Source organism: Gemmatimonadota bacterium (assembly GCA_016720805.1).
Taxonomy (GTDB): Bacteria; Gemmatimonadota; Gemmatimonadetes; order Gemmatimonadales; family GWC2-71-9; genus Palsa-1233.
Genome location: JADKJZ010000014.1, coordinates 117,783 through 138,483, shown reverse-complemented (window position 1 = coordinate 138,483; position 20,701 = coordinate 117,783). Strand labels below are relative to the sequence as shown.

The window sequence follows — 20,701 nt, the reverse complement described above, 5'->3', positions numbered from 1 at the left end:
CCCACTCATCGTTCACCATTCACTAAGCCTATCTCCCACAACCACTTAGGAATCACCGCCACGCTTGGTTCCCAGCCCCGAAGAGGCTATATTTCGCTGTTTCCGTCCGACCGCGTCGGGCGTTGGCCTCCCCTCCGTCTCCTGGACCCATGACCGCACCGAATTCGCGCGAACGCATCCTGCCGCGCCTGATCGAGGATGAGCTCCAGCAGTCGTTCATCAACTACTCGATGAGCGTCATCGTTTCCCGAGCGCTGCCCGATGTCCGTGACGGCCTCAAGCCGGTCCATCGCCGCATCCTCTACGCGATGAACGAGCTCGGCCTGATCCCCACCCGCGCCTACAAGAAGTCGGCGACGGTCGTCGGCGACGTGCTCGGCAAGTACCACCCGCACGGCGACTCGTCGGTGTACGAGGCGATGGTGCGCATGGTGCAGGAGTTCTCGCTCCGCTATCCGATGGTCGATGGCCAGGGCAACTTCGGCTCGGTCGACGGCGACCCGGCGGCCGCCTATCGGTACACCGAAGCGCGGATGACCCGGATCGCCCTCGAGATGCTCGAGGACATCGACAAGAACACCGTCGATTTCCAGCCGAACTTCGACGACCAGCGTGAGGAGCCGACGGTCCTGCCGTCGAAGATCCCCAGCCTGCTCATCAACGGCTCGAGCGGCATCGCCGTCGGCATGGCGACAAACATGCCGCCGCACAACCTGCGCGAGGTCGCCAAGGCGATCGGCGAGCTGCTCAAGAATCCCGAGTGCACGGTCGACGACCTCCTCAGGCACGTGAAGGGGCCGGACTTCCCGACCGGCGGCTACATCTACGGCGAAGCGGGCATCCGCGAGGCCTACGAGACGGGCCGCGGCCGCGTGATCATGCGCGCCCGGGTGCAGATCGAGGAGAACGAGCGCACCGGCCGCAACGCGTTGATCATCACCGAGCTGCCGTACCAGGTGAACAAGGCCAACCTCACGATGGCCATCGCCGAGCTCGCCTCGGAGAAGAAGATCGAGGGGATCAGCGGCGTCCGCGACGAATCCGACCGCGAGGGGATGCGCCTCGTCGTCGAGCTCAAGCGCGACGCGATCGCCCAGGTGGTGCTCAACCAGCTCTACAAGCACACCGCGATGCAGTCGACCTTCGGCGTCATCAACCTCGCGCTGGTCAACGGCGCGCCGAAGGTGATGTCGCTGAAGGAGATTCTCGGCCACTTCGTCGAGCACCGTCACCAGGTGATCGTCCGGCGGACCGAGTTCGACCTCGGCGAGGCGAAGAAGCGGGCCCATATCCTCGAAGGGCTCAAGATCGCCGTCGACAACATCGACGAGGTCATCGCGATCATCCGCGGGTCGTCGGACACGCCGACGGCGGATCGCCGGCTGCGCGAGCGCTTCGGGCTCTCCGAGCCGCAGGCCGACGCGATCCTCAACATGCGCCTTGCCAAGCTCACCGGCCTGGAGATCGACAAGCTCGAGGCCGAGCTGGCCGAAGTGCGCGCGACGATCGCCGAACTGGAGAGCATCCTGGCCAGCCGCGAGAAGCGGATGGGGATCCTGCTGTCGGAGGTCGAGGAGGTCGCGACCACCTATGGCGATGCCCGCCGCACCGAGATCCTCCGCGACCAGGGCGAGTTCTCGGTCGAGGACCTGATCGCCGAAGAGGACATGGTCATCACCATTTCCCACACCGGCTACATCAAGCGGATTCCGGTGAGCACCTACCGGAAGCAGCGCCGCGGCGGCCGCGGGCTGACCGGGATGGAAACCAAGGAGCTCGACTGGGTCGAGCATCTCTTCATCGCGTCGACCCACGACTACCTGATGTTCTTCTCCGATGCCGGCACGGTGTACTGGCTCAAGGTGCACGAGATCCCGCAGGGCGGTCGCGCCGCGCGCGGCAAGCCGGTGGTCAACTGCATCAACATCCGCGAGGGCGAGCGGATCGCGGCGCTGGTGCCGGTCCGCACCTTCGGCGATGACGAGTGGCTGATGTTTGCCACCCGCAACGGCACCGTGAAGAAGACGGTGATGTCGGCGTACGGGAACGTCCGCACGGTCGGCATCAACGCGATCAACATCGAGCCCGGCGATGAACTCATCGACGTGCAGAAGACCCGCGGCAACGACGACATCGTCCTCGCCACCTCGTCCGGCATGTCGATCCGCTTCCACGAGAGCGACGTCCGCGAGATGGGACGCGCCACGGGCGGCGTGAAGGGCATCGAGCTCGGCGCCGAGGATCGCGTGATCGGCATGGTCGTGGTGCGCGAGCGCGCCGAACTGCTGGTCGTCTCCGAGAAGGGGATCGGCAAGCGGTCGCTGATCGGCGATTACCGCGTGCAGAAGCGCGGCGGCAAGGGCATCATCACGATGCAGCAGACGCCGAAGACCGGCCGCTTGATTGCGCTGAAGGATGTCCTCCCCGAGGACGAACTGATGATGATCACCAAGGGCGGCATCATCATCCGCTGCCCGGTCCAGGGGATCCGCGTCAGCGGCCGCAACACCCAGGGCGTCAAGCTCATGAACCTCGACACCGACGACCGCATCGTCGACGTGGCCCGCGTCCAGAAGGAGGACGAGGACGACGCCGAGGGGGCAGAACCGTTGACCGACGAGGGCACTGAGGACATCACCGGGGCGTGAGCGCGCCGACGCTGACGTCGCTGCGGGAGGCCCACGCCGGATTGCTCGGCGTGGCCGATCGCACACCGCTCCTCCCCCTCCCGGGGGAGCGCGCGGTGCGGCTCAAGGCAGAGTGGCGCCAGCCGATCGGCGCCTTCAAGATCCGTGGCGCCTGGACCGCAGTGCGCCGGCTCCCCGACGCCGATCGGGCCCGTGGCGTCGTCACCTCGTCGAGTGGCAACCACGGGCTCGGCGTGGCCTATGCCGCACAACGCCACGGCATCCCCTGCGTCGTGGTGATGCCGGAGTCGGCGCCCGCGGTGAAGGTCGCGGGGGTGCGCGAGCTCGGCGGCGAGGTGATGCTGGTCGGGGCGACGCGCGGCCCGGAACAAACTTCACGTGCGGAGCAATTGGTCGCCGAGCGCGGCCTGACCTTCATCCCGCCTTACGACCACCTCGACGTCATCACCGGACAAGGCACGTGTGGCCTGGAGATCCTCGAGGATTGGCCCGAGGTGGGCACCCTCGTGGTCCCGGTCGGCGGCGGCGGCTTGCTCGCCGGAATCTGCGCCGCGGTGCAGGTATTCCGCCCGGACGTCCGCGTCATCGCCGTGGAACCGAGCGGGATTCCGAAGCTCTCCACCGCGCGGGCGGCCGGACACCCCGTGGACCTCGCCGGTGGCACGAGTCTGGCCGACGGATTGTTGACTCGCTCGGTGGGCACGCTCACCTGGCCGATCATCGCCGAGACCGTCCGTGAGGTAGTCGCCGTGACTGACGACGAAATCCAGACCGCCATGCGCTATTTGGCGGGCCAGGGATTCAAGGTGGAACCGTCGGGCGCCGTCACCACGGCGGCCTGGCTCGCCGGGCGTATCTCGGGGACCGATCCCGTCGCCCTCGTCGCCACCGGCGGCAACGTCGATCCCGCTCGCTATCAGGCCTTGGTGAGCTGATGCTCTCGCTCAACCCCCGCGTGCTGCTGGCGACCGAGGACAATGCCCTCGCGCGGACGCTCTCGTGGGTGCTGAAGGAGAACGGCTACGACGTGGTGACCGCCCTCGGCGGTCCGCAGTTGCTCGAACGGCTCGAGCAGGAAGAGTACGACCTGATGATCCTCGACATTGCGGGCGCCGACGGCGGCACCCTCGACCGCTTGAGCCGCGTCCGCGAGGACCTGCGGCACCGCGACGTCCCGATGCTCGTCCTCACCGATCCGACCTTCGACCCTGCCCGGCTGGTGTCGCAGACGCTCGGCGCCGCCGACGTCGTGCAGCGCCCCTATCGGGTGCGCGAGCTGCTGGCGCGGATCAAGGCGCACCTGCGCGTCGGTCGCGAGCTGAACAAGGCGCGCGCCGAGGCGCGGTCGCGGAACGAGTTGGTGGCGATCCTGCGCGAAGTCACCGCCTCGCTCAATCCCGAAGAGATCTACCAGATCCTGGTGCGACGGGTGGCCACCGGTCTCCGGATTGCGCGGTGCTCGGTGGTGCTCTCCGACCCGGACCTGGTCGAGGGCACGGTCGTCGCTGCCTTCGAGAATCCCACGCTGCGCGACCTCCGCGTCCGGCTCGACAAGTACCCGGAGATCCGCCGCGCGCTGCAGACCGGCGAGACGGTGCTGGTGGCCGACGTCGAGGCCGATCCACTCTACCAGGAAGTCCGTTCGACCTGGGGCGTGGCCGCGCCCGATGCACGGACGCGCTCGGTGATCGCACTGCCCTTCTCGCTCAAGGGCCGCACCGCCGGCGTCTTCTTCCTCCGCACCACCGCCGATGACCCGCCGCTCAATCGCCTCGACCTCGGCTTCGCCGAGCAGGTGATCGAGGCGGCGGTGACGGCGCTCGAGAAGGCGTACGACCTCGAGCAGGCGCACGACGGTGCGGCCCAGTTGCGCGAGCTCGCCGACACCGACCCGCTCACCGGCTGCGGCAACCGCCGCGTCCTCGAAGAGCGCCTCGGCGACGAACTCGAACGTGCCCGACGCTACGATCAGGTGGTGACGGCCGTGGTCCTCGACGTGGACGACTTCAAGCGCATCAACGACTCGCGCGGTCACCCGGTGGGCGACCGGGTGCTGGTCGACCTCGTGTCGCTGCTGCGCCGCGAGCTGCGCACCATGGACTTCCTGGCGCGCTACGGCGGCGAGGAGTTCGTCATCCTCCTGCCGGAGACCGGCACCACGGGTGCGCGGATCTTTGTCGACCGGATTCTCCGCCGCGTGGCGAACCACCAGTTCGGCACCACGGCCGCGCCGATCGCCGTCACCGTCAGCGCGGGCCTCGCGACCTTCCCGGACGAACGCGCCGCCGATGCCGGCGGTCTGCTCAAACTCGCCGACGAAAATCTCTACAAGGCGAAGCAGGCGGGGCGGAACCGATATCGCGACTAACGTAGGGACGCAGCATGCTGCGCCCCTACCACCTGTGTACGGGCGCAGCATGCTGCGCCCCTTCCGGACCCTTCACCAGGACTCCCCCATGCGCGCCCTCCCTGCCCTCATGCTCCTCACCGGCCTCGGCGCCGGCATCCTCGTGGCCCGGCGCGACGTCCCGGCACCGACGCCCGTGGCGCAGGGCGTGACGACCCATGGCGAATGGGTCGCCTTCCCGAATGCCAAGGGCGACACGGTGCGCGCCTACGTCGCCTATCCCGAGCGGAAAGGAAAGGCGCCCGCGATCCTCGTGGTGCACGAGATCTTCGGCCTGACCGACTGGGAGCCGACCGTGGCCGATGACTACGCCAGGAAGGGCTACGTGGCGATCGTCCCCGACCTGCTGTCGTCGCGGTTCGGATCGACCAAGGCCTTGGGCGATTCCGCGCGCCGCCTGGTCGGCACCCTGAAGACAGCGGATGTCGTCGCCGACCTCGACGCCACCTTCAAGTGGATCACGGCGCAGGCCGCGACCAACAAGGATCGCGTCGGCGTGATCGGGTTCTGCTGGGGCGGTGGCACGGTGTGGAGCTACGCCGCGAGCAATCCGAAGCTCAAGGCCGCGGTGGTTTGCTACGGCCCGCTCGCCGACACCATGCTGCTGCGCACGGTCAAGGCGCCGGTGCTCGGCGTCTACGGCGAGAAGGACGGCCGGGTCACCAACTCGCTGCCCCAGATCGCGGCGACGATGCAGGCGCTCGGCAAGTCGTTCGTCGCCGACTCCTACCCCGGCACGGGCCATGGCTTCATGAAGCCGGGCCGCACCGGGAGCGGAACGCCGGCCGCCGCCAAGGCGCAGGCCGACATCGACGCCTTCTTCATGAAGCAGCTCGAGGGGAAGTGAAGCACGCCGCCCTGCTGGCACTGATCCTGGTTGGCGGGTGCAAGTTCTCGCCGCTGATGAATCGCATCACCGTGGGGGAGGAGCCGTTCGCGGTGGTCGTCGGTGAGGGACCGGATGGTCGTACCGACCTCTTTGCGGTGTCCGCCGGTGGTGGACTGGTGACGCAATTGACCTTCACGGTGCCGATCGAGATCGGACCCAGGCTCACCAGGGATGGCGGCGTCCTCGCCTTCATTCGCATGCGCGACACCCTCGCCGCCACTCCGCACGAGGTGGTGGTGATGAACCTCGTCAGCGGCGGCGAGCGCTCGCTGCCGCTCCCCGCCGAGGCCGGTCAGGCCACGCAGGTGGGGTGGAGCGACGACGAGGCCACGCTCTATGTGCGCACTGATCGCGGCGTCTGGGCCGTGCCCGCGCCTCCGGCCGCAGCAGCCGCCCGCGCCGTCGCAGCGGCCGATGCCGCGGCCGACACCGCCCTGACCCTGTGGCTCGGCACGCCGCGCTTCGCCCGCGCCGTCGCCTGCGACTCCGCCATCTGTGCGATCTCGGCGCGTGGCGATACGGCGCGGCTGACCCCGACGGGGCACGATCCGCTCCGCTGGGGCACCGATTCGGTGGCGTGGTTTGATGGTGATGCGCTGATGATCCGGTCGCTCGGGCCGGGCAGCCCGAGGCGGATGGCTTGGTCCCAACCGCCGAAGCACCCGCGCGACGGCGCGTACGCCAAGGGCGTGAGGCCGGTGACGACGCCCTAGCTGCGGGTGTAGAAGACGAAGTCCTCGAGGTGCTGGATCTTGGCGCTCTTCTCGGCGAGTTCGTGGGCGAGGAGGTCGCCGGTGGTCACGATCCCGATCACTTCTTCACCATCGAAGACCGGCAAGTGGCGGATTCGGCGCTCGCTCATCAACTGGCCACAGTCGGCAAGCGTCGCATCGGGCAGCGCGGTCACGAGCGCCGTCGTCATCACGTCGCCCACCGTCGTGGCACCGGGGAGCTTGTCGGCGGCGACCACGCGACGCATCAGGTCGCGCTCGGTGAAGATCCCCACCACCTTCCCGCCGGCTTCCACCAACACGCTGCCGGTCCCGGCCTCGTTCATGATCTGCGCGGCGTCACGGACCGTGGTGGTCGGTGGCACTCGCTGAGTGAGGTTGTTCCGCTTGGCGGCGAGCATCTCGCGTACGGTGATCATGGTCTGGGTCCGGTTGGAAGGGAGAATTCCATAGTACCCCGATCCGGGCGAAGGTGCCAGAGGCCCCCCACTTTGGCCCCGCCCCAGCGACTAGATTTGACCCCGTTCGTGCGGCCCGGTCGGCCGCTGCACCGCTCCCCAGACCCGCCCAGGCCATGATCCGCCTCCTCGAGTGCGTTCCGAACTTCTCCGAAGGGCGCGACCCCCGCGTCATTCAGCAGATCACCGACCGCATCGCCGCCGTCGAGGGGGTCCGCCTCCTCAATGTCGATCCCGGCAAGGCGACCAACCGGACGGTGGTGACCTTCGTCGGGGAGCCGGAGGCGGTCGTCGAGGCGGCGTTCCAGGCGATCAAGCTCGCCGGTGAGCTGATCGACATGCGGCAGCATCATGGCGAGCATCCGCGGATGGGGGCGACCGATGTCTGCCCGTTGGTCCCGATCAGTGGCATCACGATGGCGGAAGCGGCCGAATATGCCACGAAGCTCGGCAAACGCGTCGGCCGCGAACTCGATCTCCCGGTCTATCTCTATGAGGCGGCCCAGCCGAATCCGGAGCGGCAGAATCTCGCCGTGATCCGCGCTGGCGAATACGAGGGTCTCCCGCGGAAGATCCTCCAACCGGAATGGAAGCCGGACTTCGGCCCGGCGGCGTTCGACGCCCAGCGCGGCGCCACGGTCATCGGCGCGCGCGACTTCCTGGTCGCCTACAACGTGAACCTCAACACCACCTCGACGCGCCGTGCCTACGCGATCGCGTTCGACGTGCGAGAGGCAGGGCGCACCGTCAAGCAGCCTGACGGCGTCGAACTGCAGCAACCGGGAACGCTCAAGGCAGTGAAGGCGATCGGCTGGTACATCCCCGAGTACGGCGTTGCGCAGGTGTCGATGAACCTCACCGACATCGCCGTGACCCCGGTGCACGTCGCCTTTGATGAGGTGTGCCGTGCCGCCGCCGAGCGCGGAGTGCGCGTCACCGGCTCCGAACTGGTGGGCCTGGTGCCGCTGCAATGCCTGCTCGACGCCGGCCGCTACTTCCTCGAAAAGCAGCAGCGATCCGTCGGGGTCTCCGAGGCGGAACTGGTGAAGATTGCCGTCCGCTCCCTCGGCCTCGACGAGCTCACGCCGTTCCACCCCGAAGAGCGGGTGATCGAGTACCTGCTCCGCGATCCTTCCGCCACGCGCCTTGTGGCGATGACGGTCGCGCAGTTCGCCTCGGAGACGGCGGCGGAGAGCGCGGCCCCGGGCGGCGGTTCGGTGTCGGCGGCGGTCGGCGCCTTCGGTGCCGCGCTCGGCACCATGGTGGCGAACCTCTCGTCGCACAAGCGCGGCTGGGATCATCGCTGGCAGGAATTCTCCGACCACGCCGAGCAGGGGCAGCGCGCCGTCCAGGAGCTGCTCTTCCTGGTCGACGAGGACACGCGAGCGTTCGACCGGGTCATGGCCGGCTTCGGGATGCCGCGCGGCACCGACGAGGAGAAGGCCGCGCGGCGCCGCGCGATCGACACCGCCACGCTCGAAGCGACGCGCGTCCCCTTCCGCGTCATGGAGACCGTCCTCGGCGTGATGCCGCTCATCAAGCTGATGGCCGAGCAGGGGCAGCCGAGCTCGGTCTCCGATGCCGGCGTCGGCGCGCTCTGCGCCCGCGCCGCCATCATGGGAGCCTACCTCAACGTCCAGATCAATGCGGCCTCGCTCAAGGGCAACGCCGAGGCCGCCGAGCTCGTCGCGAAGGGCGCGGGGATGGCGGCGAGGGCGCAACAGCTCGAGGATGAGACGCTGGCCTTCGTGCGGGCGAAGATGTGATGACCTACACGCCACTTCGCGCCCCCCACGGCCCCCACCGCACCGCCAAGGGCTGGATCCAGGAAGCCGCCAAGCGGATGCTCATGAACAACCTCGACCCCGAGGTGGCGGAGCATCCCGAGTCGCTGGTCGTGTACGGCGGCCGCGGCAAGGCGGCGCGCAACTGGCAGGCGTACCACGACATCATCGCGACGCTCGATCGGCTCGAGAACGACGAGACGCTGCTGATCCAGAGCGGCAAGCCGGTCGCCGTCCTCAAGACGCATGCGATGGCGCCGCGCGTCCTGCTGGCGAATTCCAACCTGGTGCCGAAGTGGGCGACATGGGAGGAGTTCGACCGACTCGATCAGCTCGGGCTGATGATGTACGGCCAGATGACGGCCGGGTCATGGATCTACATCGGAACGCAGGGGATCCTGCAGGGAACGTACGAGACCTTCGCCTCGGCCGGCTCGAAGCATTTCGGCGGTTCGCTCGCCGGCACCATCACCGTCACCGCTGGCCTCGGCGGGATGGGTGGCGCCCAGCCCCTCGCGGTGACGCTGGCCGGCGGCGTGGCCATTTGTGTTGAAGTCGATGCGAGCCGCATTCAGCGCCGACTGGAGACGAGATATCTGGACGTCACCGCGGCCTCGCTCCACGAGGCGATCACCATGGCGCGAACGGCGAGCAGCGAACGGCGAGCGCTTTCGATCGGGCTCCTCGGCAACGCGGCGGAGGTGATCCCCGAGATGGTGCGGCTGGGCTTCACGCCCGAGTTGGTCACCGACCAGACCTCCGCGCATGACCCGATGTGGGGCTATCTCCCGCCGGTCCGCCCTGATGAAGACCTCGCGGATCTCCGCAGCAAGCAGCCGGCGGAGTACCTCGCACGGGCGCGCGCCGCGATGGTGACGCATGTCCAGGCGATCATCACGATGCAGGAGCGGGGGGCGATCGCCTTCGACTACGGCAACAACCTGCGCACGCAGGCCGAGCTCGGTGGGCTCGTGGGTGCGACGACGGCCTATCCGGGCTTCGTGCCGGCGTTCATCCGCGATTCCTTCTGCGAGGGGCGCGGGCCCTTCCGCTGGGTCGCGCTCTCGGGTGACCCCGCCGACATCGCGGCCACCGACCGGGCCCTGCTCGAGCTCTTTCCTGACGACGAGCGGCTACAGAAGTGGCTCGGCTGGGCCGGCGACAAGATCGCCTTCCAGGGGCTGCCGGCGCGGATCTGCTGGCTCGGCTATCGCGAGCGCGACAAGGCGGGACTGCTCTTCAACCAGATGGTGCGCGACGGCCGCGTGAGTGCGCCGATCGTCATCGGGCGTGACCACCTCGACGCCGGCTCCGTCGCGTCGCCGTATCGTGAAACCGAGGCGATGATGGACGGCTCGGATGCCGTCAGCGACTGGCCGCTGCTCAACTTCGCCACCGGGATCGCCAGTGGAGCCGGCTGGATGTCGTTCCATCACGGCGGTGGCGTCGGGATGGGCTACTCGCAGCACAGCGGGCTGGTGGCGGTGGCCGATGGCAGCGACGAGGCCGAGCAGCGGTTGCGGCTCTGCCTCACCAACGACCCGGCGATGGGGGTCATCCGCCACGCCGATGCCGGCTATCCGCTGGCGAAGGACGTGGCGCGCACGCGCGGGGTCGACATGCCGTCGCTCGACCGGTGAGCGAACGGCCGGGTAGATTCCAGCGATGACCGCCGACCATCTCTTCACGGGAATCACGCAACTCGTCTCGCCCGGCGGGCGTGGTGCGCTGCGTGGTGCCGCGATGTCCGACCTCGAGATTCAGCGCGACGTGGCGATCGCGGCGACTGATGGGAAGATCTCCTGGATCGGCCCGGCCACGGCCTGGGACGACGCCTCGACGCCGACGACCGATCTCGGCGGCCGCGCCGTCGTGCCCGCACTGGTCGACCCGCACACCCACATCGTCTGGGCCGGTGACCGCCTCGCCGACTTCGAGGCGCGCGCGGCGAAGATCCCCTACGAGCAGATTCTCGCCGCAGGTGGCGGCATCCGGCACACGGTGCAGCGGACCGCCGAGGCGTCGGTCGCGCACCTCGAAGCCCTCGCCACACCACGCGCGGCGGCGCTCATCCGCGGCGGCGCGGGGACGATCGAGGTGAAGAGCGGCTACGGCTTCACGCTCGAGGCAGAACTCACCTCGCTCGAGGCCATCCGCCTGCTCCACGACCACTGCCCAGCGCATATCGTCCCCACCCTGCTGATCCACATCCCGCCGCGCGACGAGGCGGAGCGCCCCGGCTACCTCGACATGGTGACCCAGACGCTGATCCCGGAAGTGATCAAGCGGCGCCTTGCCCGAGCAGTGGACATCTTCATCGAGCGCGAGGCGTTCACCCTCGACGATGCCCGTCGGGTCTTCACCTGCGCCCGCGATCATGGACTCGCGGTGAAGGCGCATGTCGACCAGTTCCATGCCATCGGTGGCGTCGAACTGGCGATCGAGCACGGCGCCATCTCGGTCGACCACCTCGAGGCCTCGGGCAAGCCGCAGGTCATTGCGCTCGGCCTGGCCCCGACGATCGGCGTCCTCCTCCCGGGTGTGACGGTGCATCTGGGCATCCCCGCTGCCCCGGGCCGCGCACTGATCGATGCCGGTGCCGCGGTCGCCGTCGGGACGGACTGCAATCCGGGGTCGTCGCCGCTCTTCTCGCCGCAGCTGGCGATGGCACTGGCGGTGCGGCTCAACGGCCTCACCCCCGCCGAGGCCCTGACGGCCTGCACCGCCAACGGCGCGGCCGCGCTGCAGCGCGAGGGCGTCGGCCGGCTCCGCGTCGGGATGTGTGCCGATTTCCTCGTCGTCGGCTCCGCCGATTGGCGCGACCTTCCCTATACCCTCGGCGGTTCGCCCATCGAACGGATGATTCTCGGCGGCCGGGAGTTCCACTCGTGACGACTGCCTCCCTCCTCGTCGGCCGGCCCCTCACCATCGCCGATGTCGTCGCGGTGGCGCGCCACGGTACGTCGGTGGCGCTCTGTGACGATGCCCGCGCCCGCATGGCGACCAGCCGTGCCTTCATCGAGCGGATCGTGGCCGAGGGGCGAGTCGTCTACGGCGTCACGACCGGCTTCGGCAAGCTCGCCAACGTGCGCATCGCCCCCGAGGATGTGCAGCAGTTGCAGCGGAACCTGATCGTCTCGCACGCCATGGGCGTGGGCGACCCGCTGTCGACCGAAGTCGTCCGCGCGATGCTCCTGCTCCGCGCCCAATCGCTGGCGCAGGGATTCAGCGGGATCCGGATCGAGGTCGTCGAGTTGCTGCTGGCGTTGCTCAACCGCGGCGTGCATCCGATGATCCCGTCGCAGGGGTCGGTCGGCGCCAGCGGCGACCTGGCGCCGTTGGCACACATGGCACTGACGCTGATCGGCGAGGGGGAGGCAGAGTATCAGGGTGTGCGCCGACCGGCCGCCGAGGCGCTCGCGGCCGCCGGCCTCGCGCCGGTGACGTTGCAGGCGAAGGAAGGGCTCGCGCTCATCAATGGCACGCAGGCCATGACCGCGATCGGCGCGCTGACCGTGTACGACGGCCAGCAACTCGCAACGGCCTGCGACATCGCCGCGGCGATGTCGCTCGAGGCGCTGAAGGGATCGCGGGCGCCGTTCGACCTGCGCGTGACGACGGTTCGCCCACACCCGGGCGCCGCGGAGACCGCCGCCAACGTGCTCGCCATCTCGGCGAACTCGCCGGTGCATGCCTCGCATGCCGACTGCGACAAGATCCAGGACGCCTATTCGCTGCGCTGCATCCCGCAGGTGCACGGTGCCTCGCGCGACGGCCTCCGTCATGCCGCCGAGGTGGTCACCCGCGAGGTCAACGCCGTCACCGACAATCCGCTGGTCTTTGCGAACGATGATCTGGTGATCTCGGCGGGCAACTTCCACGGCCAACCGGTGGCCCTGGTGATGGACTACGCCAAGATTGCCATCGCCGAACTGGCCAACATTGCCGAGCGGCGGGTGGAGCACATGCTCGATCCGGCGGTGAGCGGACTGCCGGCGTTCCTGGCGCGGCAGGGCGGGCTGCATTCAGGGCTGATGATCTCGCAGTACACTGCCGCCTCGCTCGTGAGCGAGAACAAGGTGCTCGCGCACCCGGCGTCGGTCGATTCCATCCCGACGTCGGCCAATCAGGAAGACCACGTCTCGATGGGAACCACGGCGGCCAGGCAGTGCGCCATGATCCTCGAGAACAGTCGCTGGGTGATCGCCGTCGAACTGCTCAACGCCACCCAGGCGCTCGACTTTCACGCGCCACTCGTCCCGGGCCCCGGTGTCGGCGCCGCCGTCGCCTGATCCGTTCGGTCGTCCCACCACTCGACGCCGACCGGATCATGACCGGCGACCTCGCGGCGGTGCGACTGCTGATCACGAGCGGGAAGCTCCGGGCGGCGGTGGAAGGGGCGGTCGGGGAGCTGCGGTAGCACGACACGCGATGATGTAGCCGCGCGACGCGTAGCAGCTCGTCGCTAAAGCGACGGCTCGGCGGATGTCGCTAAAGCGACGTGATCGTCGCGCCCGCGGGGGATTGGGTGTCGCTAAAGCGACGTGATCGTCGCGCCGCACGGAATTCGCGGTCGCTTCAGCGACATCAGCCGAGCCGCGGCTTGAGCCGCGAGCTCCAGAGGAGGCCAACGATGCAGCGAGCGCCGAGTCACCACACGATGCGCTGGTCACGAGTCACGGGTCACGTCACCCTCTGGGCCCTGCTCGTTCCGACCCTCCTCCCCGCCCAATCCCTCGAGCCCCGCCTCGATTCGATCTTCACCAGGTTCCGCGGCGACGCCCCAGGCTGCGTCCTCGGCATTGATCGCGACGGCACGCCGCTCGTCAGGCGCGCGTGGGGTCAGGCCTCGATCGAGCAGCGCGCGCCGAACCACGTCGAGACCATCTTCGAGGCTGGCTCGGTCTCGAAGCAGGTCACCGCGGCCTCGATTCACCTGCTCGCGGCGCGCGGGCAGCTCGCCCTGACCGACGACATCCGCCGGTACTTCCCCGAGCTCCCCGACTACGGCACCCCGATCACCATCACCGACCTGTTGCAGCACACCAGCGGGCTGCGCGACTGGGGCGCGATCGCCGAGCTCGAGGGGTGGCCACGCGGGACCCGCACCATCAATCATGGCCACGTGCTCGCCATTCTGGCGCGGCAGCACGGGCTCAATCATCCAGTGGACGCCAAGTACTCCTACACCAACAGTGGTTATTCCCTGCTGGCGATGCTGGTGGAGCGGATCAGCGGGACGCCACTCGCCGAGTTCTCGGCGCGCGAGTTCTTCCAGCCGTTGGGGATGACCCACACCAGTTGGCGCGATGACTATGCCCGCGTTGTGATGGAGCGGGCGCAGGCCTATGCCAGGAGCGGTACCGCATGGCGGCTCGACATGCCATTCGAGAATCCGCACGGCCACGGCGGGCTGCTGACGACCGTCGACGACCTGCTCCGCTGGAACGCGGCCCTGACGGCGCGGCGCGTCGGGACGCCCGACGTGAGCGCGGCGATGGAGGTGCCCGGTGTCCTTCGGGACGGGAAAGCGATCACCTACGGCGGTGGCCTGGTGATGGATCGTTGGCGCGGTGTGACCCAGATCGCACACTCCGGCGCGACGGCCGGCTACCGTGCCTATCTGGCGCGCTGGCCGGAGCAACAACTCTCGGCGGTGCTGCTCTGCAACGCCGGAGACGCCGACGCCACCGCGCTGCTCCGCCAAAGCGTCACGACCCTGCTGCCACTCGCCCCGCTGCCACCGGCGACGACCCGCGCTGCACCAGCGGTGGCCAAAGCACCTCTCGGGCCCGTCTCGCTCGCCGCCTACCGCGGCACATGGACCTCGGCCGATGCCGATGCGCGCTGGAGCATCACGGCCGAGCACGACTCCCTCGTGGTTCGGCGGACCGCCGGCGAACGACTCGTCTTCCGGCAGGTCGCGGCGGATTCCTTCACCAACGGCACCATCAGCATCGCCTTTGTCCGGCGCGGCACCGCGAAGCCGGTCGCGGCGCGGGTGTCGATTGATCGGGCGTTGGGGGTGGGGTTTGTGAGGGTGAACGGTGAACGGTGAACGGTGAACGGTGAACGTCAAACGGTGAGGGGTGAGGGGTGAGGGGTGATGGGGAGCTGATCCCGCATCTCGTACGGGATCTGCGGGCTCACGGTCACGCAGGTCCCTCGTTTCGCTCGGGATGACCACCCATCTGCACCCGTTCACCGTTCACCGTTCACCGTTCACCGTTCACCCCTCCCCCCTCACCCCTCACCTTCTGTTAGTCTTCCCCCATGCCCTCTCGCCACCACCTCGCGACATCCCTGCTCCTCCTCACGGCCTGCGGCGATCGTTCCGCGGCGCCGTCGGCGACGCCCATCATCACGCGCGTCGCGGACACCACCTTCGTAACGACGGCCGGGCCGGGACTCGACGGCGCCGTGGCGCTGACGGAGCGCTGGCTATTGACGCCGGACACCGCGCGGATCGGCACCATCGGGGCAGCGGCCTTGGGCGCTGATGGTGCGGTGTGGTATGCCGCCTCGGGCGGGTCGGACCATGCCGTCCTCTACCGCGATCACAAGAACGGCGAGCATCGAGCCATCGCCTTGCAGGGAGCGGCGATCAACGAATTCAGTGGGCCGCTGCTGCTGGCGGCACTCGCCGATGGCGGGCTGGTCGCGATCGAACAGACCACCGGGCGCGGCATGCGCTACGACTCGCTCGGCGCCGTCGTCGACACGCTGATGATGCCGTGGCTCGCGGGCGCGACGAGCATCACCGCCGACCGCAGTGGCGGCTGGTTCGTGCAGGGCGCGGGAGCCACTGACTGGTGGCACCACGCTCGCGATGGCAGCGTGACCGACACGGTGCGCGCCGCACCCGGGTGGGACGGTGCGATCGCCATCGGCCGCGATGGTTCGCTGCTGCGTGCGCGGGCCGGTGACCGGCAATTGGAACGACGGGCAGGGAGCGGACCGGTGCTGACCGCCCGTTGGGAAGGGGCCGTGCTCGTTGCCCCGATCACGGCGGCGCACGACGCCCGTGGATTCTCCTGGGTTGGGGATGCCACGACCTGGCGTGCCTTCGATCGCGACGGCCAACTGCGATTCACGCTCGCCCTGCCGGAGGGCGATGTCCTCCTCGATCGCGACGGCGAGTACCTGTTGCTGCGCGGGAAACGTGGTGGACTGCGGGTCGTGGAGGCGCGCAGCCCCGAACCATGACCGCGGGCATTCCGCGCCCACTTACGGGACGCTGACGAGGTCGCCTCGTCCCCAGTGGTGCCGCCGCCGAGATTTCGCTCCACGAACTTCTTGTGGAGCTGAAGATGCGATCCCCCTGGTTCATCCTCGCGCTGCTCAACCTGGCGTGCACCCTTCCCGCCGACGTCGACGACCCGGACCCCACGATTCCGCCGCCGCCAGTCGTCGGCGAAGGGATGCGGCTCCTGTTCGTCGGCAACTCGCTCACCTACACCTACAACGTGCCGCAGTTGGTCGGTCAGCTCGCCGTGGCTGCGGGCAAGCCGACCCCGACCCTTGTTGCGCGCACCGCCGCGGACTACGCCCTCGAAGACCACTGGGCCGAAGGCCAGGTGCAGCGCGACCTGCGGGACGGCGACTACGACGTCATGATCCTGCAGCAGGGGCCGTCCACGCTCACGTCGAGCGGCGACAACCTCACGCAGTGGGTACGGACCTTTGCCACCGCCGCCGCCGCCGTCGGCACCCGGGTCGGCGTGTACGCGATCTCGGCGCCGGTCGGCGCGGACTACGAGGCCGGCGTGGAACACTACCGGACGGCCGCCGATGTCTCGGGGACGGGTTTCTATCCTTCGTCACAAGCGTGGCAATTGGCGTGGGAGCTCAACGAGGCGATGCCGCTCTACGCCGGAGACAAATTCCATCCTTCCCGACACGGAGCCACCCTCAGTGCGATGGTGATCGCCGCGCTCATCTTCGAGATTGATCCCACGACGATGCCGAATCTCTTCCCCAGCGTGATCAGTGACGCCGAGGCGGCTCAGTTGCGTCGGGCCGCGGAGCTGGCCGTCCAGATCTACGGGCGGCGTTGATGATGACGCCGTGGCTCATCACCTTCCTCGCGTTCATGGGGCCGACCCACGCAAGCCCTCTGGTCGCGCCGACGCCGACGGCCGACTACCGCGTTGCGGCTCCTCTTCGTCGGCAATTCGCTGACGTACACCCACAACATCCCCGACCTTGTGAAGCGACTGGCCAAGGCCGCCGGACAGCCATCGCCGCGCGTGGAGATGCGTGCCTTCCCCAACGTCGGACTGGAGGATCACTGGAAGGACGGGTGGGTCGCGAAGGCGCTGAAACAGGGGCACTACGACGTGCTGATCATGCAGCAGGGGCCATCGACGATGGCGGCCAGTGGCATCGACCTCGGCCGCTGGAGCGCCGTGCTGGCGGCCGAAGCCGTGAAGCACGGCACGCGGCCGGGCCTCTACGCCGTGTGGGCGCCGGCCAGCGGCGGCATGGGGGCCTCCCTGGCCAACTACAAGACCGCGGCCGATGCGGCAGGCACGGCGTTCTATCCCGTGTCCGCGGCATGGCAAGCGGCGTGGGTCACCAGACCCGCCCTGCCGCTGTACGGACCGGATGGCTTCCACCCGTCAGAACATGGCGCGATGCTCGCCGCGATGGTCATCGCCGGCGTGATCTTCGAGATCGACCCGGCAACCATGCCGAATCTCTTCAAGGGGACGATCAAGGATGACGAGATGACGGTGATGCGAACGGCAGCGGCGGAGGCAATGCGAGGAGGGAGACGCTGATCGATGATCGATGATCGACCATCGATCATCGATATTCCGGGTAGTGCTGCTCCTCACAGCTTGGACAGAGTCCGTGCGAGATCGCCGTCCCCGACTTCTTCGCGGCGAAATATTCCAGTTGCTGCCACGCATGGGAATCATCGCGCACGGATTTGCAGTGCATGCAGACCGCGACGAAGCTGCCGAGTGCTGCGGTGAGCGAGGCGCCGATCGCCCGCGCCTCGGCGATATCCCGCTCGTTGCCGATGCGGAAGAAGGCGGCGAGCATGCCGAATCCGACCATCAGCTGCGCCGTCCAGCCCACCAACGTGACCGCCGAAAAGAGGATGTCGGCGTCATCGAGGCGCGGGGACACTCCAGCCGCGAGCCCGTGAATCGCGATCGCTGCCGCAGTGACATAGCGCTCCTGGCTCGGCAACCGGGCGGCGTTCGCCACCTGCCAGGCGGCCGCGAGCACAATACCGGTCATGACCACGAGGCTGAACGGGAGGCCGGGCGACACGCCGAGGCGGGTAATCAGGAGAATCAGCGACGGCACCGACAACGCGGCGGTTGGAACAACCCACCAGGTGGCGTGCCGTCCCCGAAGCTCCAGGGCACCCGCAAGCAACGAGCTCGCGAAGGCGACTCGCAGCATCCCGGCCATGAAGACGCTGCCATCGGTCGGTGCCGAGGCGGGCAGGAGGAAGTGCCACGACAGCCTGGTGAGGAGAAAACCCCACGCAATCAGCCACCAGATGAGAAAACGCTCACGCCTCAGCCACGCCAGGTAACTGAGCGTGAAGAAACAGACCGAGGCCATCATCAGGGGAACACCGGAGCCGAGCACTAAGCTTCGCATGTAAAGAATGTTAGGGGGGTGGGTGGGGGCTTGTCACCCCGCCGCGGGTTGCCCCGCCGATCCAATCAATAGCCGCCGCGCGTCTCGCAGCGCTTCCTTGGTGCCCACCAGCACCAGCGTGTCCCCCGGCTCGAGCCGTTCGATCTTGCTCGGTGCCGGAATCCCGACTCCGCCGCGGGAGATTGCCAACACCGTCGCCCCGGTTCGCCCGCGCAGTCCGACTTCGGCCAGCGTCTTCCCGGCCGCGGCGTAGTGCGCTTCCATCCGGAACGGCGTCGGCGCCCCGATCCCGGGGAGCATGTGGGTTGCCGTCGTGAGGCGATCCACGGCGCCCGGATCCACCGGATAGAGCCCGGTGAGTCCGGTTGTCGGCATCTCCATCGTGGCCTGCTCCGGCGGCAACGAGGAACGGAGCGCCTCGATCAGCACTTCTGCGCCGGCCGCGACATGCCCCTGCAGGTTGGTGGCACTCCGCCAGGCGCCGAAGCCCATCAGCAGCAGAATCACCCCGAAGACCACCACGCCCCGAAACGAGGAGATGAACGGCTGCGTGGCCAGCAAGACCGGCAGGCCGAGGAGGAAGACGATGGTGATTTCGAGCGTCGCGACCATCGACCGCCTCGGCGCAGCGGCTCGGTCAAAGCCGGTGGTCCGAGGCAGGGCGAGATTGGCCAGCAGCTGCGCGAGTCCGCGAGCCATCCGGAAGATGCCGAGCAGAAACGGTGCGCATCCTGCGGCGGCGGTCAGGTAGAGTCCGATCCGGGCCAGTGAGGCCGAGATGCCGAGCCGGGCGATGAACTCCTCTTCGAGTCGCACGCCGAAGATCGCCATGCCGACGATCACCCCGATCACGCAGGCGGTGTCCACCAGCAGCCACCGGATCATCGCCTTCACCCGGTCACCGGCCGTGCGACGTGCCGGCGCGCGCCGCATCTCTTCGACCCACGTGGCGTAGAGCGCGGCGTAGGTCTGCAGCGCCCTCGGCAGCTTGCGATCGACATAGCTCGCCGCCGCCGGCGCATGCCGCACCATGAACGGGGTGAGCAGCGTGGTGATCGCCGAGACCGCGACGGCCACCGGATAGAGGAAGCCGCCGACGGCGCCGGTCGCGAGGCCGAGCGAGGCGATGATGAAGGAGAATTCGCCGATCTGCGCCATGCTCATCCCGGCCTGAATCGCGCCCTGCGTTCCCTGCCCCGCGAGAAACGCTCCCAGCGACACCGAGACCAGCTTGCCGACGACGACCACCACCACCAGCAGGAGAATCGCGACGCGATACTCCATCAGCAGGGCGGGCTGAATGAGCATGCCGACCGAGACGAAGAACACCGCCGCGAAGACGTCGCGAACCGGGCGCACCAATTCCATCACGGCGTGGCCCTTCCCCGATTCACTGATCAGTGACCCGGCGATGAAGGCACCGAGGGCCACGGAGTAGCCCAGATACTGGGCCAGCAGCGCGAAGGCGAAACAGATGCCGAGGGAGGCAACCAGGGTCGTCTCCGGCCGCTTGAGGCGCACGATGAAGCGCATCAGTCGCGGCACCACGAGCAGGCCGCCGATCACCCAGACCATGAGCAGGATGAAGAGCCGCATGGCGGTGCCGAGGAGCCCGGCGCCGCTGGTGCCGCCGCTCGCCCCGAGGGTGGCGAGACCCGCCATGAAGAGGACGGCGGCAAGGTCCTCGACGATGAGCACGCCGAAGACGAGGTCGCGCAACTTCCGCCCGACGCCGTGATCCTCGAAGGTCTTTGCGATGATCGTGGTGCTGGAGATCGCCACCAGCGCACCGGTGTAGAGCGCCTCGCGCGGCGTCCAGCCGAGGAGATACGCCGCCGTGAGGCCGAGGAAGGCCATCATCGTCACGTCGAAGAGCGCCGTGACGGCGACGCTGGCGCCGACCCGCAGCAGGCGGCGAATCGAGAACTCGAGGCCGATCGAGAAGAGCAGCAGGATGACGCCGAGCTCGGCGAGGGTCTCGGTCGTTACCCGATCGGCGGTGACCGGCACCAGCGTGACGTAGGGTCCGACCATCACGCCGGCGAGCAGGTACCCGAGAATGACTGGCTGCTTCAGCCGCTGGAAGACGACGGTGGTGATCGCGGCGGTGCAGAGCACCAGCGCGAAGGTCGGCAGGAAGGCGTGGGCTTCACCCACGAC

Annotated in this window: 15 protein-coding genes and 1 pseudogene; 13 read left to right on the top strand and 3 right to left on the bottom strand. The window is 68.5% G+C overall.

Annotation, left to right across the window (positions count from 1 at the left end; all coding sequences use genetic code 11):
* The first annotated feature begins 149 nt into the window (after positions 1 to 149).
* From gyrA to IPP98_10825, 5 genes are all read left to right on the top strand, one after another.
* Positions 150 to 2,648, top strand: a complete 2,499-nt coding sequence (gyrA, locus tag IPP98_10845) for a DNA gyrase subunit A (protein ID MBL0179606.1) — start codon at positions 150 to 152, stop codon at positions 2,646 to 2,648.
* The gene (locus tag IPP98_10840) at positions 2,645 to 3,583 is read left to right on the top strand and encodes a threonine/serine dehydratase (GenBank protein ID MBL0179605.1); all 939 of its coding nucleotides are present in this window, start codon (positions 2,645 to 2,647) and stop codon (positions 3,581 to 3,583) included. The genes gyrA and IPP98_10840 overlap by 4 nt, the downstream gene beginning before the upstream one ends.
* Positions 3,583 to 5,016 (top strand): diguanylate cyclase, encoded by a 1,434-nt coding sequence (locus tag IPP98_10835; GenBank protein ID MBL0179604.1) that lies wholly within the window; start codon positions 3,583 to 3,585, stop codon positions 5,014 to 5,016. The genes IPP98_10840 and IPP98_10835 overlap by 1 nt, the downstream gene beginning before the upstream one ends.
* 88 nt (positions 5,017 to 5,104) lie before the next feature.
* Positions 5,105 to 5,902: a dienelactone hydrolase family protein gene (locus IPP98_10830; protein ID MBL0179603.1), complete on the top strand. Its 798-nt coding sequence runs from the start codon at positions 5,105 to 5,107 to the stop codon at positions 5,900 to 5,902.
* The gene (locus IPP98_10825) at positions 5,899 to 6,657 is read left to right on the top strand and encodes a hypothetical protein (GenBank protein MBL0179602.1); all 759 of its coding nucleotides are present in this window, start codon (positions 5,899 to 5,901) and stop codon (positions 6,655 to 6,657) included. Before IPP98_10830 ends, IPP98_10825 begins: the two co-directional genes overlap by 4 nt.
* On the opposite strand, the gene IPP98_10820 is transcribed toward IPP98_10825, so the two are convergent.
* On the bottom strand, positions 6,654 to 7,094 hold the full coding sequence (locus tag IPP98_10820; protein MBL0179601.1) for a CBS domain-containing protein: 441 nt from the start codon (positions 7,092 to 7,094) through the stop codon (positions 6,654 to 6,656). The two genes, IPP98_10825 and IPP98_10820, sit on opposite strands and share 4 nt — an antisense overlap.
* Positions 7,095 to 7,249: 155 nt before the next feature.
* Here IPP98_10820 and ftcD point away from each other — a divergent pair, with 155 nt between their 5' ends.
* From ftcD to IPP98_10780, 8 genes and pseudogenes are all read left to right on the top strand, one after another.
* Positions 7,250 to 8,899, top strand: coding sequence for a glutamate formimidoyltransferase (gene ftcD / locus IPP98_10815; protein MBL0179600.1), 1,650 nt, complete (start codon positions 7,250 to 7,252; stop codon positions 8,897 to 8,899).
* Positions 8,899 to 10,557 (top strand): urocanate hydratase, encoded by a 1,659-nt coding sequence (gene hutU, locus IPP98_10810; GenBank protein MBL0179599.1) that lies wholly within the window; start codon positions 8,899 to 8,901, stop codon positions 10,555 to 10,557. The genes ftcD and hutU overlap by 1 nt, the downstream gene beginning before the upstream one ends.
* 25 nt (positions 10,558 to 10,582) lie before the next feature.
* Positions 10,583 to 11,809 (top strand): imidazolonepropionase, encoded by a 1,227-nt coding sequence (locus IPP98_10805; protein ID MBL0179598.1) that lies wholly within the window; start codon positions 10,583 to 10,585, stop codon positions 11,807 to 11,809.
* Positions 11,806 to 13,337, top strand: a pseudogene (gene hutH / locus IPP98_10800) (histidine ammonia-lyase). The gene IPP98_10805 and the pseudogene hutH overlap by 4 nt, the downstream one beginning before the upstream one ends.
* Positions 13,338 to 13,550: 213 nt before the next feature.
* Entirely contained in the window at positions 13,551 to 14,975 is a 1,425-nt protein-coding gene (locus tag IPP98_10795) for a beta-lactamase family protein (GenBank protein ID MBL0179597.1), read from the top strand.
* A gap of 215 nt (positions 14,976 to 15,190) precedes the next feature.
* Complete coding sequence (locus IPP98_10790) at positions 15,191 to 16,123, top strand: hypothetical protein (GenBank protein MBL0179596.1); 933 nt, start codon at positions 15,191 to 15,193, stop codon at positions 16,121 to 16,123.
* 104 nt (positions 16,124 to 16,227) lie between these two features.
* On the top strand, positions 16,228 to 16,974 hold the full coding sequence (locus IPP98_10785) for a hypothetical protein (protein ID MBL0179595.1): 747 nt from the start codon (positions 16,228 to 16,230) through the stop codon (positions 16,972 to 16,974).
* A 93-nt stretch (positions 16,975 to 17,067) separates the two neighbouring features.
* Entirely contained in the window at positions 17,068 to 17,700 is a 633-nt protein-coding gene (locus tag IPP98_10780; protein MBL0179594.1) for a hypothetical protein, read from the top strand.
* A gap of 25 nt (positions 17,701 to 17,725) precedes the next feature.
* On the opposite strand, the gene IPP98_10775 is transcribed toward IPP98_10780, so the two are convergent.
* Together IPP98_10775 and IPP98_10770 are read right to left on the bottom strand one after the other, a co-directional pair.
* Entirely contained in the window at positions 17,726 to 18,505 is a 780-nt protein-coding gene (locus tag IPP98_10775; GenBank protein MBL0179593.1) for a hypothetical protein, read from the bottom strand.
* Between the two features lie 69 nt (positions 18,506 to 18,574).
* Positions 18,575 to 20,698, bottom strand: a complete 2,124-nt coding sequence (locus IPP98_10770; protein ID MBL0179592.1) for a cation:proton antiporter — start codon at positions 20,696 to 20,698, stop codon at positions 18,575 to 18,577.
* Positions 20,699 to 20,701 lie beyond the last annotated feature (3 nt).